This is a genomic window from Brevibacillus reuszeri (genome assembly GCF_002897295.1).
Lineage (GTDB): Bacteria > Bacillota > Bacilli > Brevibacillales > Brevibacillaceae > Brevibacillus > Brevibacillus reuszeri_A.
The window spans coordinates 76318-93737 of record NZ_BEXF01000022.1; the positions used below are offsets into that span (position 1 = coordinate 76318).

Sequence of the window (17420 nt, forward strand, 5' to 3'; positions counted from 1 at the left end):
TGGTGAACTTATTATTTCTAATATATAATTTAAATAAATTAATAGTTTCATGCTATAAATCGGAGGTAAAGACGCAGGTGGATATTAAACAACTGCAATATTTTGTGACGGTTTGCGATCAATTGAACTACTCTAAAGCCGCGCAAAAGCTGCATATATCACAGCCTTCTTTGAGCAATGCGATCAAAAATTTGGAGCTGGAGGTCGGTTCGCCTCTACTAGAAAGAAACACGAGAAAAATTGAATTGACGGACGCTGGAAAAATTTTATACGAGAAATCGCTCTTAGTTCTGTCGAATATGAACGTCCTCAAAAAGGAGATGGAGGAAGTAAAGCTAACTGGAAGCGGGGAGCTGTCTGTTGGTATTATTGAGTCCGTGAAATACTGGATTCCACAGGTAATTCGCAAGTATCAGGGACATTTTCCGGCTATGAACATCAAGCTGATCGAGGTGCTGAGCGGAAAGGCAGTCAAGGAATCATTGCGCAAATACCATACGCATCTACAGGTGACCAATCAGTACATTCACGAGGAAGACATCGAAACACTCCCTTTGTATCATGAGCGATTGGTACTCGTACTACACAAGGATCATCGTCTTGCAGCAAGCGAATCCATTACGATAAAAGAGCTGGAAAACGAGCCGTTTATTATTAGTACAGAGGGCTTTCAGACCAGGGAGGACATTTTGCATGCGTTTGGGCTTGAGCAAGCAACCCCAACTATCAAATTTGAAATTGAGCGGTTTGAGACAGCCTTGACATTAGTAAGAGAAAATTTAGGCATGACGATCATCCCCGAAAATTATTTAGGGGAGCTAAATGATACGTATCTGGTTCGAAAAACGATTGATTCTGCAGCATTGGAGAGAACGGTATATTTGGCATTTATGAAGAATCGTTACTTGACGCCCGCTGTCCAAACATTTTTGGCAGAGATTCGCCACCACTTTGCTGCCAGTCAGTGATTGCAGGAAAAGATACTTACTATTTGGGTGAACACACAAAAACAGAGCTGAGCAGGCGAGTGTCCAATCCATCTATTGCCCTGTCACATATACCTATAGGGAAGGGTACCATGGGCGGTATGCCTCGTGTAGGGCTGGAAGCAGGGTGAAGGGGGGATCAGACATGAAGGGTTTTGGTTTTTTTAACCAAGATGGCTTTGAAGTGGTGATCTGGATCGTATTGATCATCTTTCTCCTCTCCATATTCTTTGACGAAGGGATAGATTAAGATGAGTGCCTATCGACCTGTTCGCCGCTTAAATAACTATTACAAGTCTAATGACGGCTTTAAAGCCTGGATCAAGGCAAATGAGCAGTGGTTTAAGGAAAATCCGGAAGTGTTCAAGCAAGTATTGCGAAATCCGAACATGGTCAACTTGTTTATGGATCTCATGGTAATGAATTCTCCCCGGATTCAAAAAAGGCTGCGAAAATTTGGACGGAAAAGCCAGTAATGCGCGGCGGCATGCGAGGAAAAAGCATGCCGTTTTTTGTTGCTGCGGCTTTTCGGCATCTGTCATGGACGTACCCATCATAAATTCGAGACAAGCAGCGTAGGGATAAAGCATATGTTAGCTAGGTCGAGAGGATGGATTCCAGCATGGCACAGGTCATACTGACGTTCTTTGTTGCTTATGGCATCGTTGTTGGGGGAGCTCTCTGTGGAGGAATAGGGGCGTTTTTAACCCACAAGCCACCACTATTGTCCATGGAACTGCTTGCCGATCAGCTAAAAATTTTTGGGATAGTTGGAGCGCTCGGTGGATCATTTGATTCGTTCCTGCAAATTGAGAAAATTTTGCTCGGGAACTTCTCGCCCGTAGTGAAGCAGCTGGCGATGATCGTCGTTGCCTTTATGGGGGCACATATTGGGACCATTTGTGTTCAGTGGCTGGTACAGGTGCGATCATGATCGTGGTCGTTTGGAAAAGATATGTAGCTTTGTTGCTCATCGGTATCATGCTGGGTGCGACGACAGTTTTGATGCTGTACGGCCGAGAAATGGAAGAGATGATGCTCGTCAAAAAAAGCCTGGAGCTGCAAAATAAAAAACTGTATGAAGAGATTCAGTCTTTAAAAGAAAATCAACGCGTCTATCGCAAGAAGCAGGAGCTGGTCATTGAAGAAGTAAGGGCATCCGTCGTTGCCGGAGAGCAAAAGCTTCATCCGACGATCGAGGTTCAGGTTGTCGATCGGGTGGAAAAGGATATGGCATCGCTCAAGGGTAAAAAAGTGGAGCAGGTCGCATACGTCCATCAGGTTTTGCATGAGATGCTGCGTCGCCGCGAATACGTGCTGTCAGATGGGACGATGGTGGAGGTTCGAATCAAGACGGTCGTCATCAGTCAGACCTTGCATGTGTTTGTGACAGCTGAGGTAAAAAAAGAAGATGTATTGAAAAAGGTTGCACGAAACTTTCTTTTTATCAACTCGTATATTTCTACATGAGATTATAGAAAGCCCAAGATCATGTACATTCGAGGAGAAAGCGAGTAGATGTCGATGTTCAAAAAGTTGTTGGCCAGCATAGGGATTGGATCGTCGCAGGTAGATGCGCGACTGGAGCAGGATTCCCTCATCCCTGGAGATGTGGTTAGAGGAGAGGTGCACATCACGGGAGGTGACGTGGCCCAGGAGATCGACGAAATTTACATGTATGTAGTGACTCATTATGAGCGTGAAGTGAACGATAAAAAGGCGAAGGAAGAGTGCACGCTGGTGAAATACCGGTTAACAGAAAGCATCTCCTTGCAGCCAAAAGAAAGCAAGGTCCTTCCGTTCGATTTCCAGCTCCCGTATGAAACTCCACTGACAATGGGACGTCAGCCCGTCTATCTTCGAACCGGATTAGATATAAAAAATGCCATTGATCCAGGAGATTCTGATTTTATAGAGGTGCGTCCGCATCCTTTGATGGCCAAAGTACTCGATGCCATTCAATCACTTGGGTTTCAGCTGTATAAAGTAGATTGTGAATATAATCGTTATTTAGGCAGGACATATCCGTTCGTTCAAGAATTCGAATTCCGTCCGACTGGCCCATTCCGCAAACAGCTGGAAGAGCTGGAAGCCGTGTTTTATTTGCGCGAAGGAGAATTGGAGGTTCTGCTAGAGCTGGATAAAAGAGCGCGTGGCTTCTTCGGTGGACTGGAGGAAGCTTTTAACTTGGATGAACGCTTTGTTCGTTTCCGCCTGTACGACGCGGACCTGAATAAGCCACTTCCCGATATCGCAGATGCAATCGAACAGCTTATTCGCAAGCAAATCCGATAATTTTGTAGAAAGGCTGCCTGAGAGAATATACTCGGGCAGCCTTTCTCTGTTCTGTTTTGCTTAGATATTAATCGTCAACACCGACAATTGTTAGTAGAACAAACAATACGAGGATTAGAGCAATCCCGTTGAAGCCTCCACCGTTAAACAAACCCATGCTGTCTCCTCCTAACACGTGGCTTTCGGACATTTCCCTACATGATAGTCGCGGACGGTCCAGTTTGTGTGCAGGCGTCCACCTATTTTACAAGTGCAAAAAAGATAACTGCATGTACTGTTCATGAGGTGTCTTTCTAATTTTTAGATTTGCATGTATAGGGCTGGATTTTTCTGACAATACTGTGACCATGAAGAATCCCAAGGAGGAAATTATGATGAATTTATTAGAAAAAACGAGAAAAATTAATGTGATGCTGCAAAAAACGATGGGAGGTAGCGGAGTCGGCTATCAGGATCTTGCCAAGCTCTTGTCCGATGTGATTGCAGCCAACGTGTATATTATCACAGCGGATGGCTCCATTCTTGGAAGTGGCATGAATCAGGAAATTGCCTTGAATGACGAAGGACGTCCGTCCAGTCAGCTTCAGGCAGGTGTACATCAAAAGCTGCTCGAAGTCACGCAAACATTAGCCAACGAGCCAATTAACAGCGCGTATAGCCTTGTTCCAAAAGAACTTAGCTCCCTGTTCCCACAAATGATGACGACCATCGTTCCGATCAATGCGGGAGGTAGCCGTCTCGGAACACTTGTACTGCTGAAAGCTTACGGTCAATTTGAAACAGAAGATTTGATCTTGGGCGAAATCGGTGCGACTGTGATTGGAATGAAAATTGTCCGTCAACGTACGGAGCAAATCGAAAACGAAGTACGCGACAAGACCTTTGCTAAAATTGCGCTGTCTTCGCTGTCTTACAGTGAACAGATTGCGATCGAAAAAATTATGGAGCAGCTCGATGCCCGCGAAGGCTTGCTCGTGGCGAGTCAACTCGCAGACCAAGCAGGACTTACTCGCTCTGTAATCGTCAACGCATTGCGCAAGCTGGCAAGTGCAGGTGTGCTGGAGTCGCGCTCGCTTGGCATGAAGGGTACCTACATCAAGGTACTTAACGAAAAGTTCCCATCTGAGCTGGCAAAATGGAAAACCTCATAATCAGCTTGCAATGTCCAAACCCTTCCTCATCCAGGAAGGGTTTTTTTCTTAATAGAATAAATTCGATAATCGTACATTTTTCTTGATTCACCAAGTATTTTTTTTCTGAATTACGGAGAGCACTTCCAATTTGCTTCCGTGATAGCGTAATTCATATTTTTATGCAAATAAGTTCAGAAAAATTAAAAAACGTTCACGAATTAGCAGTTGAACATCGATTCACTAGCCTATATAATGTCCACAAAGGTGTAGACTTCACAAAATTCAAAATTTAAAGTTTAGACTTCAAGATGGGGATGAGGGGATATCGAGATGAGAGTCATGATCGGTGGTTTGGCGCATGAAACGAACACGTTTTCCAATGTACCATCTACGCTTGAATTGTTTCAGAGCTGGGAATGGTCTCATAAAGAAAAGATACTCGGAAACCATAGGAAAGTCAGAGATTACCTCGGTGGGATGATTGATCGAGCAGAGGAATTAGGGATTGAGCTTTTGCCAACGTTTTGGACGTTTGGTTATCCATCAGGCACAATTACAAAAGAGGCGTATGCCCGGATGAAGAAAGAGCTCCTCGACGCGATTCAAGAAGCAGGGCAGGCCGATGCAATCTGTCTTTCGCTCCACGGAGCTGGAGTCGCGGAAGAGGTAGATGATCTGGAGGGTGACCTTCTGGCTGCCATTCGCACGCAAGTCGGCTACGAAATCCCGCTGATCGCAACGCTTGATCTGCACGCCAATATGACTCAGCGCATGGTAAGCGAAGCCGATGCACTTCTCAGCGTCCATCTTTACCCGCATGTGGACAGCTATGAGCGTGGCATCGAGGCGATTGATCTGGCACGCAAAATGGTTGAGGAAAATTGCAGGCCCACCATGCATTTGACCAAACTACCCCTCGTCATTCCTACATCGGCAACCCATCATGACCCTGTCAAAGATATCAACGATGCTTGCTGGGCATGGGAGAAGGAAGAAGGCGTTATCGATTGTGCCCTGATCCATGGCTTCCCGTATACGGACATCCCGGAGCTTGGGGTATCTATTCTGGCGATTACGGACAATGATCGTGATCTGGCAAAGAAAGTGAGCGAAGATATCGCCCGACTAGTTTGGGAAAAACGGGACGAATTCGAGCTGATTAAGCCGACTCCTGCAGAGGGGATTGCACTCGCTTTGGAATCGGAAGGTATGCCAATCGTCATCAATGAGACCTCCGACAATCCAGGAGGAGGGACACCAGGGGACGGAACGTATTTGCTGCAAGCCATGCTCGATGCAAAGCTGACAAATGCGTGCTTCGGCTTCATCTACGATCCAGAGGTAGTGCAGCAAGCGCATCAGGCTGGGGTGGGAGCTACCATCACGGTTCAGCTCGGTGGAAAAACGGATCATTTGCATGGAGAACCAATTTCTGTAAACGCTTACGTCAAATGCTTGACCGACGGCAAATTCATCGCGACAACTCCGATGGGACAAGGCGGGCGAGTGAACTATGGAAAATCGGTTCGCTTGCAAATCGACGACATCGATGTAGTCGTTTGCTCGGTGAAGTCTCAGGTGCTTGATGAGCAAATCTTTCAGCTTCACGGAATCGATGTAACCAAGTACAAGATAGTTGCTCTAAAATCCAGCACCCATTTCCGCGCTGCCTATGAGCCGATTAGTGCCAAGGTCATCACGGTTGACTCTCCTGGCTTGACTACGCTCAATTTCCGCTTCTTTCAATACGAGCGAGTAGAAAGACCGATTTATCCGCTTGATTCAGTAACTGACCCATTTCATCAAATTCTCACAAGAAAGTAGAGTTCATCATGGAAACCGTACAAGAACGCATTCGCAAGATTTTTCCCGATCTAACCAATCAGCAAAAGCTGGCCGCAAAATACATTCTCGCCGAACCAAAGGAAGTGGCTCTTCATCCCGCAAAAGTAGTAGGGGCACTCAGCGGAACAAGTGAAACGACCATTATTCGGCTATCGTACGCACTATCCTATTCCGGGTATAGCGAATTGCAAAATGAAATACGCAGCTCTCTTTTGGAAAGAGTCCCACAAGATAAGGCATTCAAGAGCTTCCTGAATGCCGCTGAGGAAATACGAGGCCGCACTGATTTGATTACATTTAGTATGGAACAGGATGTAGCTTATATCAGGCAGACCTTGGGGGAGCTGCGAGAAGAACAGCTTCAACAGGCGGTTGCCAGCATTTTGGCAGCCAAGCAAATCATTGTCGTTGGATTCCGAAGCTCTTATTCATCCGCTCATTGGCTTACATTTAACCTGAATATCATCAGAGGAAACGCCCATCTCTACAACGGTCCAATCGACGATGTCAACTATCTGATCAAACAAATAGACAAGGATTACCTCGTCATCGCCTTCTCTTTCCCCCGCTATATCAGCGAAACGATTCTGTTCGCTCAAGCAGCAAAGGATAAAGGAGCCAAGATTTTGGGAATTACCGATGATGAGCTTTCCCCACTAGGTCCGATCGCTGATCAGGTACTGAAGGTTTACGCTCCGTCTCCGATAGCGATCAAAGGCATGGCTTCGATTTTCGCCATGCTCAATATATTGGTCAGCGGCGTTGTTCAGGCAGATGGGGAACAGGTACAGAAGCGTATAACGGAGTACGAGGATGCAAGCCTCCAAATTTATCCTTTCGTAGATTCTACAGACAATTAAGTTGTGCCAGAAAAAGGGGGAGAAAGAGAAATGAAAAAACAGTGGTGGAAGAAAGGGTCGCTTAGCGTGCTACTGGCTACAGCCGTTGTAGCAGCCGGATGTTCTTCACAAACGTCTACGAATCCAGGGCAAACAACAGAGGCACCAAAGGGTGGAAACACCTTGGTAATCTCCGCTATGGTTGATCCGGATACGTTGGATTTGCATAAGTCAACGTGGGTGACTGTCGCAAACGGAATTATATATGAACCACTGCTTACGCGGGATTTAGAAGGAAAAATAAGCCCGGGATTGGCTGAGAAGTACGAGGTTTCCGAAGACGGAAAGGTTTGGACGTTTACACTGCGTAAGGGACTTCGCTTCCACTCGGGAGAACCGGTAACAGCGGAGGCAGTCAAGCAATCCTTTGACCGCATGATGGAGGTTTCACCGGTGAAGAGCATCGTCGGTCCGGTTGAAAAGGTAGAGGCGCCAGACGAGCTGACCTTCAAAGTTTATTTCAGCAGTCCGTTTGCTCCTTTTTTCAGTGTAGTCATGAGCGGCATGATTTCACCGGTTGACGCGAAGAAAGCCAAAGAGCTTGGAGACGGCTTTGGCGAAAATCCATCGGGAACAGGTCCGGTTATATTTGATAAGCGTGAGCGCGGGGCTTCCCTGACCTATAAGAAAAATCCTGACTACAACTGGGGACCGGAGTACGCACAGAACAAAGGTCCGTTACATGTGGACAATGTCGTGTTCCGTTTCTTGAAAGACGACGATACACGGATGATGGAATTCAAGAAAGGCACGATTCATATCCTCAATGAAGTCCCTGCGAATTCAGTTGCGGAATTGCAGTCGCTGCCAGGGGTCGAAATTAATAAGACCATGGATATCGGGCATAAATACATTGCTTTTAATAACCAACACCCGCTTTTCTCAGATGTTCGTCTTCGCAAGGCAATTGCACTCGCCGTCGATCGCGATCCATTGGTACAGGTAGCTCTAAACGGCTTCGGAAAACCAGTATATGGACCACTGCCTCCAACCCTTTGGGGATATAGTGAGAAGATTGAGAACGAGGCAAAGCAAATGTATGCCCGTGATTTAGATCAAGCTCGTAAGCTGATGGCAGAGGTTGGCTATTCTGACACCAATGGTGATGGACTAGTGGACAAGGATGGCAAACCACTCACTGTCGAACTCCTTGTTTCCCCAGACCCATCGTACCAACGTGCGGCTCAGATTTTACAGAGCCAGCTGAAAGAAGCAGGGATTGATCTGAAAATTACCGTTCAGGAAATCGCAACAATCAAAGACCGCATGTTGAAAAAGTCTTTTGATATGTCATTGATGTACTTTGGCTGGTATGATGCCGATATTCTTTATCTCATCTTCGAAAAGAACAACTCGGGTACCCGGATGAGTTTTAGCCGCCCCGAATTGGATGATCTGTTGAATAAAGGGCGTACGGAAATGAATGAGGAGAAGCGTCTCAAAATTTACGAGGAAGCTCAGGAAATACTACTCAAGGAATCGCCATGGGTACCATTGTGGGTAAATGAAACGGTTACGGCTACAAGAGGGATCAAAGGGATGGTTATCAACCCGTATACCCAAGGAATGATCCTGAGCGATATCACGATTGATAAATAGACAACGAAGAGGTGGATAGCATGCGTCGATACGTACTAAAGAGGCTGCTCTCCCTAGTAGGAACACTACTAGGGGTATCCGTCCTCATCTTCCTCATGGTGCATCTAATCCCAGGAGATCCAGTTACGACGATTCTCGGGCAATTTGCCTCTCCGGAGGCAATTGACCAATTGCGTGCGAAGCTTGGGCTTGACCTGCCATTGTGGGAGCAATATATACACTTTTTAGGAAAGCTTTTAGTAGGCGATTTGGGTACCTCCCTGTTTACTGGTCAAAGTGTGTGGGAGCAAATTACACAGCGCTTTCCGATCACGTTCCAGCTCGCTATTTTTAGTGTCATTATTGCGGCAATTTTCGGGATATTACTCGGGACGATTGCTGCAGTCAAGCAAAATACATTTGTAGATCGACTGGTTGTTCTTTCATCCTTGGTAGGGATTTCGGCGCCAGGGTTCTGGATTGCGCTGTTCCTGATTTGGGTCTTTGCTTATAAGCTCGCTTTATTTCCGATCTCAGGCTATGAGGGGATACATTCATTGCTGCTTCCAGCGATTACACTCGGAATGGCAGAAGCGGGAATGATTGCCCGGATGACTCGCTCCAGCATGCTGGAGGTTATCAAACAGGATTACATGCGCACGGCAGAGGCCAAAGGAGCAGCAGTGGTCCGAATGGTTTTCTCCCATGGCTTGCCAAACGCGATTATTCCTGTCGTTACGATGCTGGGCTTGCAATTTGGTTCTCTGCTGGCCGGTGCAGTCGTAGTAGAAACCGTCTTCTCCTTGCGGGGAATAGGAAGCCTGGCGATTGATGCCATCGGCAAGCGAGACATGCCAACTGTGCAAGGAATGGTATTTTTCATGGCAGTGATTTTTGCAACAACGAATCTGGTCGTGGATTTAATCTACAGTCTGATTGATCCGCGTATCCATTACGACTAAGGAGAGGAGGCAGACTATGGTGAACAACAAAATTCGTCCTGAGTCGTATTGGCTAGTCATTGGCAAACGATTGAGTCGTAATAAAACAGCGATGGGTGGGGCCGTCATTCTCTTGATTTTTATCTTAGCGTCCTTACTCGCTCCATGGATCGCTCCTCACCCGGTCGAGCAGATGAATTTTGATAACAGATTAGCAGGCCCGAGTGCTTCGAATTTGCTAGGCACTGATGATTTTGGCCGGGATATTTTCTCACGATTGCTGCATGGCGGTCGGATTTCCTTGATGATGGGTTTAATCACGGTGGTGCTTTCTACGGTCATCGGGGTCGCGCTGGGGATTATTGCCGGATACTATCGTAAGGTTGACCTGTTTATCATGCAAGGAATGGATATTCTCATGTCCTTGCCAGCTCTCTTGCTCGCTATCGCCGTCATTGCAGTTTTGGGGCCAGGGCTGACGAATGCGATGATTGCCGTCGTCATTGCGGTTATTCCTTCGTATGTCAGGGTCGTTCGTTCGGCGGTGCTTTCCATACGTGAAAAGGAATATATCGAGGCGGTCAGAGCATTGGGCATTCGGGATTGGAAAATCCTGCTGAAGCATATCTTGCCGAATATTCTCTCGCCAATCATCGTACTTTCGACCATTCAATTTGGTGTAAGTATTTTGGCAGCAGCAGCACTGAGCTTTCTCGGCTTGGGTGCCCAGCCGCCGGCGCCAGAGTGGGGAGCAATGGTTTTTGTCGGAAAATCGTTTTTGAGTCAAGCTTGGTGGATGTCGATCTTTCCAGGAATGGCCATTATGCTAGTGGTCCTTGGCTTTAATCTGTTAGGGGACGGATTGCGCGATGCGCTCGATCCAAAAACAAGGTAATGGAGGAAGGGAGGGCAACCACCGATGCAGGATGTATTGCTTGCAGTAAAAGATTTGCGCGTGCAGTTTCAGACAGAAAAAGGAACGCTTCCTGCCCTGCAGAACATCTCCTTTCACATACGAAAAGGGGAGACGGTTGCACTGGTAGGGGAATCCGGCTGTGGCAAAAGCGTGACGTCACTGGCGATCATGGGCCTCTTATCAAAAGCGATGACCAATATGGAAGGAAGCATCACTTTTCGCGATACCAAGCTGAATCAGCTGGATAAAAAAGCGATCCGAGCGATCCGGGGAAATGAGATCGCGATGATCTTTCAAGAGCCGATGACCTCGCTCAACCCTGTGCATACGATCGGCAAGCAATTAGAGGAAGTGTATTTACTCCATAGTGATTTGTCCAAAAAAGAACGTCAGGAAAAAGCGATCGAAATGCTTAAAAAAGTAGGTGTGCCTAGGCCGGAGAGCATCATGCGCGAATATCCGCACCAGTTGTCTGGTGGGATGAAGCAGAGGGTCATGATCGCGATGGCGATGGCATGTAATCCTGACTTATTGATTGCAGATGAGCCGACGACCGCTTTAGATGTAACGATTCAGGCCCAAATCCTGGAGCTGATGAACGACCTGAAGGAAAGTGGCAGTACCTCCCTACTCTTGATCACCCATGATTTGGGTGTCGTGGCAGAGATGGCTGACCGTGTGCTTGTGATGTACTACGGTGAAATCGTCGAGGAAGCAGATGTCGCCAGTTTGTTTGCCAATCCACTGCATCCGTACACAGCAGGATTGCTGCGCTGTGTACCGGATATGGAGGACGAGGAGGAGCGTACCAGACTGGAGCCGATCGAGGGAAGTGTTCCGCTGCTGGGAGAAGTAACCCAAGGCTGCGCTTTCCGCTTTCGCTGCCCACATGCTCATGAGCGCTGCTCGAACGAAAAACCGCCACTGCTGGCAACAGGCTCACAAGCTGTCCGTTGCTGGCTGTACGAGAACAAGGAGATGGCGGTATGAGCGAACTGTTAACAGTAAATGACCTGAAAACGTATTTTTCGGTCAACAAAGGACTGCTAGGTAAAAGCAATGATGTGGTGAAAGCGGTAGACGGGGTGTCCTTTGAGGTGAGAAAGGGAGAAACGCTGGGCCTCGTTGGGGAGAGTGGCTGCGGCAAATCGACTACTGGCCGAAGCATCATGCGTCTTATTGAGCCAACAGGCGGCACCATCCATTTTGAAGGGCAAGAGATTTCGAAGCTTTCGCCTTCCCAGTTTCGACCGTTGCGCAAGCAGATGCAGATCGTATTTCAAGACCCATATGCATCGTTGAATCCTAGAATGACTATACAAAAAGCATTGGAGGAAGCAATCGGCGTTCGTTTGCCAAGCCTCTCAGCCAAAGAGCGATTGGAGCAGGTACAGGAATTGCTGAATTTGGTCGGATTGAATTCCCAATTCGCTAGCCGTTACCCACATGAATTCAGTGGTGGGCAACGTCAGCGGATCGGGATCGCCCGGGCACTAGCTGTCCAGCCTTCACTGATCGTCGCCGACGAGCCGGTCTCTGCGCTGGATGTTTCCATCCAAGCCCAAATTGTCAACCTGTTGCAAGATCTGCAGCAACGTCTCGGATTAGGATATTTGTTTATTTCCCATGATTTGGGTGTTGTTCGTCATATTAGCGATCGGATTGCTGTGATGTATTTGGGCAGAATCGTCGAAATTGCGGACAAAAAAGATTTGTTTGCCAGACCGATGCATCCGTATACGCAGGCATTGATGTCTGCTGTACCAAAAGCCAATCCGCTGCGTAAGAAGGAGCGGATCGTTCTTACGGGTGATGTTCCAAATCCGGCAAAGCCCCCTGCTGGCTGCGCTTTTCACACGCGTTGTCCGCATGCAGTCGAAATGTGTAAACAAGTTAGACCGGTTGCCACACCTGTCAATGCAAACCACTACGTATCGTGCCACCTGTATGGCCTAGAAGGGATGAAAATCATTGAAAATAGAGCGAATTGAACTACAGCAACTGAACATGCCACTTCGATTCCGATTTGAGACCAGCTTTGGTAGCACGAGTATTAAGGACTTTATCCTTGTCAGTGTGCATAGTGAAGGCGAGGTTGGATACGGGGAAAGCGTAGCGATGCCAAATCCTTACTATAATGAAGAAACAACAGAGACTGTCTGGCACATGCTGGAGCGGTATCTCATTCCGCAGCTTCTGAGTACGCCAATCGAAACACCAGAGGATGTTGATCGTCTATTCGCGCCGATTCGTCGCAACAATATGGCAAAGTCAGCATTGGAAGGCGCAATTTGGGATCTGTACAGCAAGCAAAAAGGAATTTCCTTGGCAAAAGCTCTTGGTGGCGAAAAATCGATCATCGATGTAGGGATCAGTATCGGGATTGAACCAACTGTAAAACAGGTTCTTGAAAAAGTAGAACGCCATCTTGGCGAGGGTTATAAAAAAATTAAAGTAAAAATCAAGCCAGGCTTTGATGTAGATGTTGTCCGCGCGATTCGGGAAAGCTTCGGAGATGACGTGCCTCTGATGGCAGATGCCAACTCTGCTTACACGATGGAGCACTTGGACATAATGAAGGAATTGGATCAGTACAATCTGATCATGATTGAACAGCCATTGGCACATGATGACATCATCGATCATGCCAAGCTGCAAAAAGAGCTGCGCACGCCGATTTGTCTGGATGAAAGCATCCACAGCGTGGAAGATGCGCGAAAAGCGATAGAATTGGGTAGCTGCGGAATTATCAATATAAAAGTTGGTCGTGTAGGTGGATTGACCGAATCAAAGCGGATTCACGATTATTGCCAGGCGCAGGACATTCCTGTTTGGTGCGGCGGGATGATCGAATCAGGTGTGGGACGTGCGCATAACATCGCAATTACTGCGTTGCCTAATTTCACCATTCCCGGCGATACCGCTGCCTCCAGTCGTTATTGGGAGGAAGACATCGTAGAACCTGGAGTTGAGCTTGTTGCTCCTGGACAGCTGGCTGTTCCCGAAAGCCCTGGAATCGGCTACAAGGTAAATACAAATGCAGTGGGCAAATACGCTATTCGTTCAGCGACTTTCAGACCGTAGAGCAAGAGGTTTCGTAACAGCCTTCCGTCAGACATAGATAATGAGTGAAGGGGAGAATGAGCGTGGCAAAATGGGTCCAATCGTTTGAAGAGTATGCAAAGCAGCTGCTTGAAAAGGGAAAGATTGTAGGCGCATCCGTGGGACTGGCAGAGAATGGAGAACTGAGCTATTTTCAAGGGTTCGGTCTCACGGATAACACGGATGATGCCCAGGGCGTTACTGCGGATACAGTATTTGGGATTGGTTCGGTTACCAAGGTGTTTACATGTGTCGCGATCATGCAGCTTCAAGAAGCAGGTAAGCTCTCCGTTCATGATCCAGTCATCAAGTATATTCCCCAGCTGCGTACCCCGAGTGAAGCACACACTCGGGAAATAACCATTCATCATCTGATGACGCACACTGCTGGCTTCCCTGCATTTGACACGTTAATGGGTGCAATGAAGCGAAGTATGGAAAACGACCCACACAGTGGTACCTTCAGCTCTGGTTTAGAATTTGATTTAGATAAGATGGAAGCGATTGATACAAAAGATCAGTTTGTCGCCTACATTTCAGGGCTTGATTACGATCTGCTGGGTCCTCCAGGCACGCAGTTCAGCTATTCTAACGACAGCTTCGCACTGCTTGGGGTTATCATCGAGCGTGTGAGCGAAATTTCGTATGAGCAGTTTGTGAAAGAAAATATTTTGGACCCTGCCGGGATGACTCGGAGTGCTTTTCTCATCGAGGACCTGCCTCAAGATACACAAGTCGCGACTCTGTTTACCCGCAAAAGTGCGGCGGATGGTGGTGAGGTATACCGATCGCCAAATTGGTGGGATGCACCATCTATGCGTGCTGGAGGCAAGCTGAAATCAACCATTCATGATTTGCTACGGTTTACCGAGATTTTCCGCACAGGAGGGCTGGTTGGAACTAATCGGATTCTGACCGAAGAAAGTGTGAGACAAATAACCCTCTCTCATATTCAGATGAACCCTCATCAAGGGTATGGGTATGGGCTTATGATTGCAAGTGACTGCCATGGTGGGACACTGATTGAACATGGTGGAGCTGTAAAAGGTGTCAGTGCCCAATTGTTTTTCCATCCCGAGCGCAATTTGACGGGAGCTGTTCTCATGAATGTCGATGGAGGCCCTGCGGCAGATTTGATGCATGGCTTGCTGAACGAGAGCAACGGAAAACCTGCTAATACACCACCGTTCGTTTATCCTGATTATGAAGTCTCAATGGAGGCGCTTACGTCCCTAGTCGGTTTTTATCGCTCTTCAGAAGGGGCGAATGTAACCGTTGAGCTTCAGGAAAATGGTTTGGTTTTGAAGCTTCTGGGTACGGGCGTTTCACTAAGACCTGTCGGAGAAGAGTGCTTTGTTTGGAAACGGGGAGAGAATGATTCGTTTGTTCGATTCTTTCGAGATGAGACGGGAGCCAGTGTCAGGCTGTTCGTTGGAGGACGTCAATTGATCAAATCGCCAGTCAATAAAGAACAGGCGACTGTATAAATACGAAAACGCGCACCTACAAGCAACCAACCAGCTTGTAAGGTGTGCGTTCTTGCTTTTAGGAGGAAAGGGACGTACTGACACCGGATGTTTCAACGGTAGTACGTTTCCAATCGGGATGCTGCTCCATTTTCCGAAAAGCAGGGATGAACAAGAGGCTAAGTCCAATGCAGGTAAAAATGATTCCTCCACTAAAGAGCAGAAGTCCTGGCGTTGCCATTTTTGCTTCAAGCAAATAGGAGCAGAGAGCGTAGCTAACCGGGCCAAAGCCGATGGACATGAGAGAAAGCAATGACATGACACGCCCAAGGACATTGGCAGGGACGATCGTTTGGATATACGTAATTAATGGAATATTCGTCATCGTAAGCGTCATTCCAATCAAGAACATGGAGATCAAGCCAAAAGTAAGTTGCTGCATGAAAAATAGGGAGCTCATACCGACACCCATGAAACCGAGAATAACGGGAAGGAGGATGAATTTTCCACGGAACCCTTTCCATAATCCTGTCAAAATACCCCCAACGATGGTACCGATGCCAAGCGAAATGCTAAGTGAGCTATAAGAGCTGCCATCCCAGCCGAGATCCTTGACATGAAGCGGTATGCCCATGTTGATAGGACCGGAAAACATCATATTGGTAAATAGAGAGGTCACAAAAATAATACACAAGATCGGAACGGAAAAAGTAAAGCGGATTCCCCCCATGATATCTTTCAAGTAAGAGGTTTTCGCAGATGCAGGTTCACGTTCCATACTCTCCTGTTCACTCGGATTCAATCGAAGAGAGAGGATAAACAAGGTGCCTGCGAAAAAAGCGGCGCCGAGAATCAGGAACATGACCGGATACGTGGTCGTTTTAATCAGTAGTGCCGAAACGACTGGTCCACCGACCATGCTGATTTGCTGGGAGATTTCCATCATGCTGTTTGCTGGGGCGAGCTGTTCGCGTGTAACGAGAGAAGGTAGTATGGAGCTGCGGGCGGGCCAAAAAAAGGAGTCTACCGTGCCAAAAAGTACAGCCAATACATAAGCGGAGATGGGCAGGAAGCTGTTATTTTCATTCATCAACAGCAGGCTGAAGCCTGTGAGGATGATTCCACGTGCCAGGATGGATAAAAACATGATCCATTTCCGATTCCAACGGTCCGCAGCTACTCCCCCAGCCAGCATGAAGAGCAGGCGAGGGATGGACATGCAGATCAGGGTCGTGCCAAGCATTGCCTCCGAGCCGGTCACATCAACGATAAACCAAGACAGCAGGATAAAAAAGGCACCGTCTGCCATCGCAGAAAGAATCGTTCCGCACCAGAGCAGGATAAATGAGCTATTGCGCCAAAGCATGTTATTCGCTGCTTGAGTCGTCATCTTGAACCTCCTTTTTCTTTTTGACGACAATCTTGCTGGACAAATGCTTGAAATCAGAAGGCAGCGCTTCATAGTGGTCAGGAAGAGATTCGTCATCAGCGACATAGAAGCGCTCGTTAGTCATGAACCCGACAGCAACCATATAGAAGTTTTCCTCTATATCCTCGGCTTCCCCAGCTGCAATTCGCTGTAAATAGCGTTCTTCTATTTCTCCGAGTTCGTCTAGTAGCGCATGATATTTGGATAACCACTCCCTGATTTCATGACGGGGAGCCTTCACTTCTGAATTCATGGCAAGGGCTGGCGGACGGTTCTCGACATCTGAAAACTGCATGAATGATTCATCGGGGGCATTGTACAGACGCGTAATGCTAGAGCGCAAATGATTCAGCATCGCCTCTTGCAAGAGCATCGTATCCTCTCGCAGGGAGGGGAGAAGATCATCACTTACTTTAAAATCATAGGCGACCGCTCTGTAAAACTTTTGCACGATCCCATTTTTCTCTTCCGTACGTACGACGTGGATAAACCCGTGATTCTCCAATTCTTTTAGATGGTAATGGACTTTGGAGGCTGACAAAGAGAGAAGTGTAGCCAATTGCTTCCCTGTGTATTCCTCCTTTACCAGCATGGTGATCATTTGCATGCGTAAGGAATCACTTACAGCTTTCAGCTGATCCAACGTTTCAACAACCAGATATCGTTTCAAGTAATCACCATCGTTTCACTTGATTAGAACGTTACGTTATTTTTAGATGTTCAGATTTATTTGAACGTATTGTAACAATAAAACGTTCCGTTTGGCAAGATCAATTTGCCACTATTTTTTGACAAGTGTTACAATACGAGAAAACGGTGAAAGGATGCTT

General features: G+C 47.2%; 18 protein-coding genes. 15 read left to right on the forward strand and 3 right to left on the reverse strand.

Translation table 11 applies throughout. The features are described 5' to 3' along the window. Positions 1–77 precede the first annotated feature (77 nt). From C3B52_RS26655 to C3B52_RS26680, 5 genes are all read left to right on the forward strand, one after another. Positions 78–968 (forward strand): LysR family transcriptional regulator, encoded by an 891-nt coding sequence (locus C3B52_RS26655; protein WP_103109407.1) that lies wholly within the window; start codon positions 78–80, stop codon positions 966–968. 269 nt (positions 969–1237) lie between these two features. Beyond that, entirely contained in the window at positions 1238–1462 is a 225-nt protein-coding gene (locus C3B52_RS26665; RefSeq protein ID WP_103109408.1) for a hypothetical protein, read from the forward strand. A 146-nt stretch (positions 1463–1608) separates the two neighbouring features. Beyond that, positions 1609–1920, forward strand: coding sequence for a YtrH family sporulation protein (locus tag C3B52_RS26670; protein WP_103109409.1), 312 nt, complete (start codon positions 1609–1611; stop codon positions 1918–1920). Next, entirely contained in the window at positions 1896–2456 is a 561-nt protein-coding gene (locus tag C3B52_RS26675; protein WP_235615870.1) for a hypothetical protein, read from the forward strand. The genes C3B52_RS26670 and C3B52_RS26675 overlap by 25 nt, the downstream gene beginning before the upstream one ends. A 48-nt stretch (positions 2457–2504) precedes the next feature. Beyond that, positions 2505–3281, forward strand: coding sequence for a sporulation protein (locus C3B52_RS26680; protein ID WP_103109410.1), 777 nt, complete (start codon positions 2505–2507; stop codon positions 3279–3281). Positions 3282–3348: 67 nt separating this feature from the next. Here C3B52_RS26680 and C3B52_RS36810 read toward each other — a convergent pair whose 3' ends face one another. Beyond that, on the reverse strand, positions 3349–3438 hold the full coding sequence (locus tag C3B52_RS36810; RefSeq protein ID WP_164684939.1) for a sporulation protein YjcZ: 90 nt from the start codon (positions 3436–3438) through the stop codon (positions 3349–3351). A 217-nt stretch (positions 3439–3655) separates the two neighbouring features. On the opposite strand from C3B52_RS36810, the gene codY reads away from it, so the two are divergent. From codY to C3B52_RS26730, 10 genes are all read left to right on the forward strand, one after another. Then, entirely contained in the window at positions 3656–4432 is a 777-nt protein-coding gene (gene codY, locus C3B52_RS26685) for a GTP-sensing pleiotropic transcriptional regulator CodY (RefSeq protein ID WP_103109411.1), read from the forward strand. Between the two features lie 312 nt (positions 4433–4744). Then, positions 4745–6238 (forward strand): M81 family metallopeptidase, encoded by a 1494-nt coding sequence (locus C3B52_RS26690; RefSeq protein ID WP_103109412.1) that lies wholly within the window; start codon positions 4745–4747, stop codon positions 6236–6238. An 8-nt stretch (positions 6239–6246) separates the two neighbouring features. Next, positions 6247–7119, forward strand: coding sequence for a MurR/RpiR family transcriptional regulator (locus tag C3B52_RS26695; protein ID WP_103109413.1), 873 nt, complete (start codon positions 6247–6249; stop codon positions 7117–7119). Positions 7120–7149: 30 nt separating this feature from the next. Further along, the gene (locus C3B52_RS26700) at positions 7150–8757 is read left to right on the forward strand and encodes an ABC transporter substrate-binding protein (protein WP_103109414.1); all 1608 of its coding nucleotides are present in this window, start codon (positions 7150–7152) and stop codon (positions 8755–8757) included. Between the two features lie 20 nt (positions 8758–8777). Beyond that, the gene (locus C3B52_RS26705; RefSeq protein ID WP_103109415.1) at positions 8778–9698 is read left to right on the forward strand and encodes an ABC transporter permease; all 921 of its coding nucleotides are present in this window, start codon (positions 8778–8780) and stop codon (positions 9696–9698) included. A gap of 16 nt (positions 9699–9714) precedes the next feature. Then, on the forward strand, positions 9715–10572 hold the full coding sequence (locus C3B52_RS26710; RefSeq protein ID WP_103109416.1) for an ABC transporter permease: 858 nt from the start codon (positions 9715–9717) through the stop codon (positions 10570–10572). 24 nt (positions 10573–10596) lie between these two features. Next, positions 10597–11583 carry an ABC transporter ATP-binding protein gene (locus tag C3B52_RS26715; protein ID WP_103109417.1) on the forward strand — a complete coding sequence of 329 codons (987 nt, stop codon included), beginning with the start codon at positions 10597–10599 and terminating at the stop codon, positions 11581–11583. Beyond that, on the forward strand, positions 11580–12584 hold the full coding sequence (locus C3B52_RS26720) for an ABC transporter ATP-binding protein (RefSeq protein WP_103109418.1): 1005 nt from the start codon (positions 11580–11582) through the stop codon (positions 12582–12584). The genes C3B52_RS26715 and C3B52_RS26720 overlap by 4 nt, the downstream gene beginning before the upstream one ends. After that, positions 12565–13677: an o-succinylbenzoate synthase gene (gene menC, locus C3B52_RS26725; protein WP_103109419.1), complete on the forward strand. Its 1113-nt coding sequence runs from the start codon at positions 12565–12567 to the stop codon at positions 13675–13677. Before C3B52_RS26720 ends, menC begins: the two co-directional genes overlap by 20 nt. A 62-nt stretch (positions 13678–13739) precedes the next feature. Further along, complete coding sequence (locus C3B52_RS26730; protein ID WP_103109420.1) at positions 13740–15182, forward strand: serine hydrolase domain-containing protein; 1443 nt, start codon at positions 13740–13742, stop codon at positions 15180–15182. A gap of 58 nt (positions 15183–15240) precedes the next feature. On the opposite strand, the gene C3B52_RS26735 is transcribed toward C3B52_RS26730, so the two are convergent. Then, complete coding sequence (locus tag C3B52_RS26735) at positions 15241–16551, reverse strand: MFS transporter (RefSeq protein WP_103109421.1); 1311 nt, start codon at positions 16549–16551, stop codon at positions 15241–15243. Then, a complete protein-coding gene (locus C3B52_RS26740; RefSeq protein ID WP_103109422.1) occupies positions 16529–17260 on the reverse strand; it encodes a winged helix-turn-helix domain-containing protein in 732 nt (243 codons plus the stop codon). The genes C3B52_RS26735 and C3B52_RS26740 overlap by 23 nt, the downstream gene beginning before the upstream one ends. Positions 17261–17420: the final 160 nt, after the last annotated feature.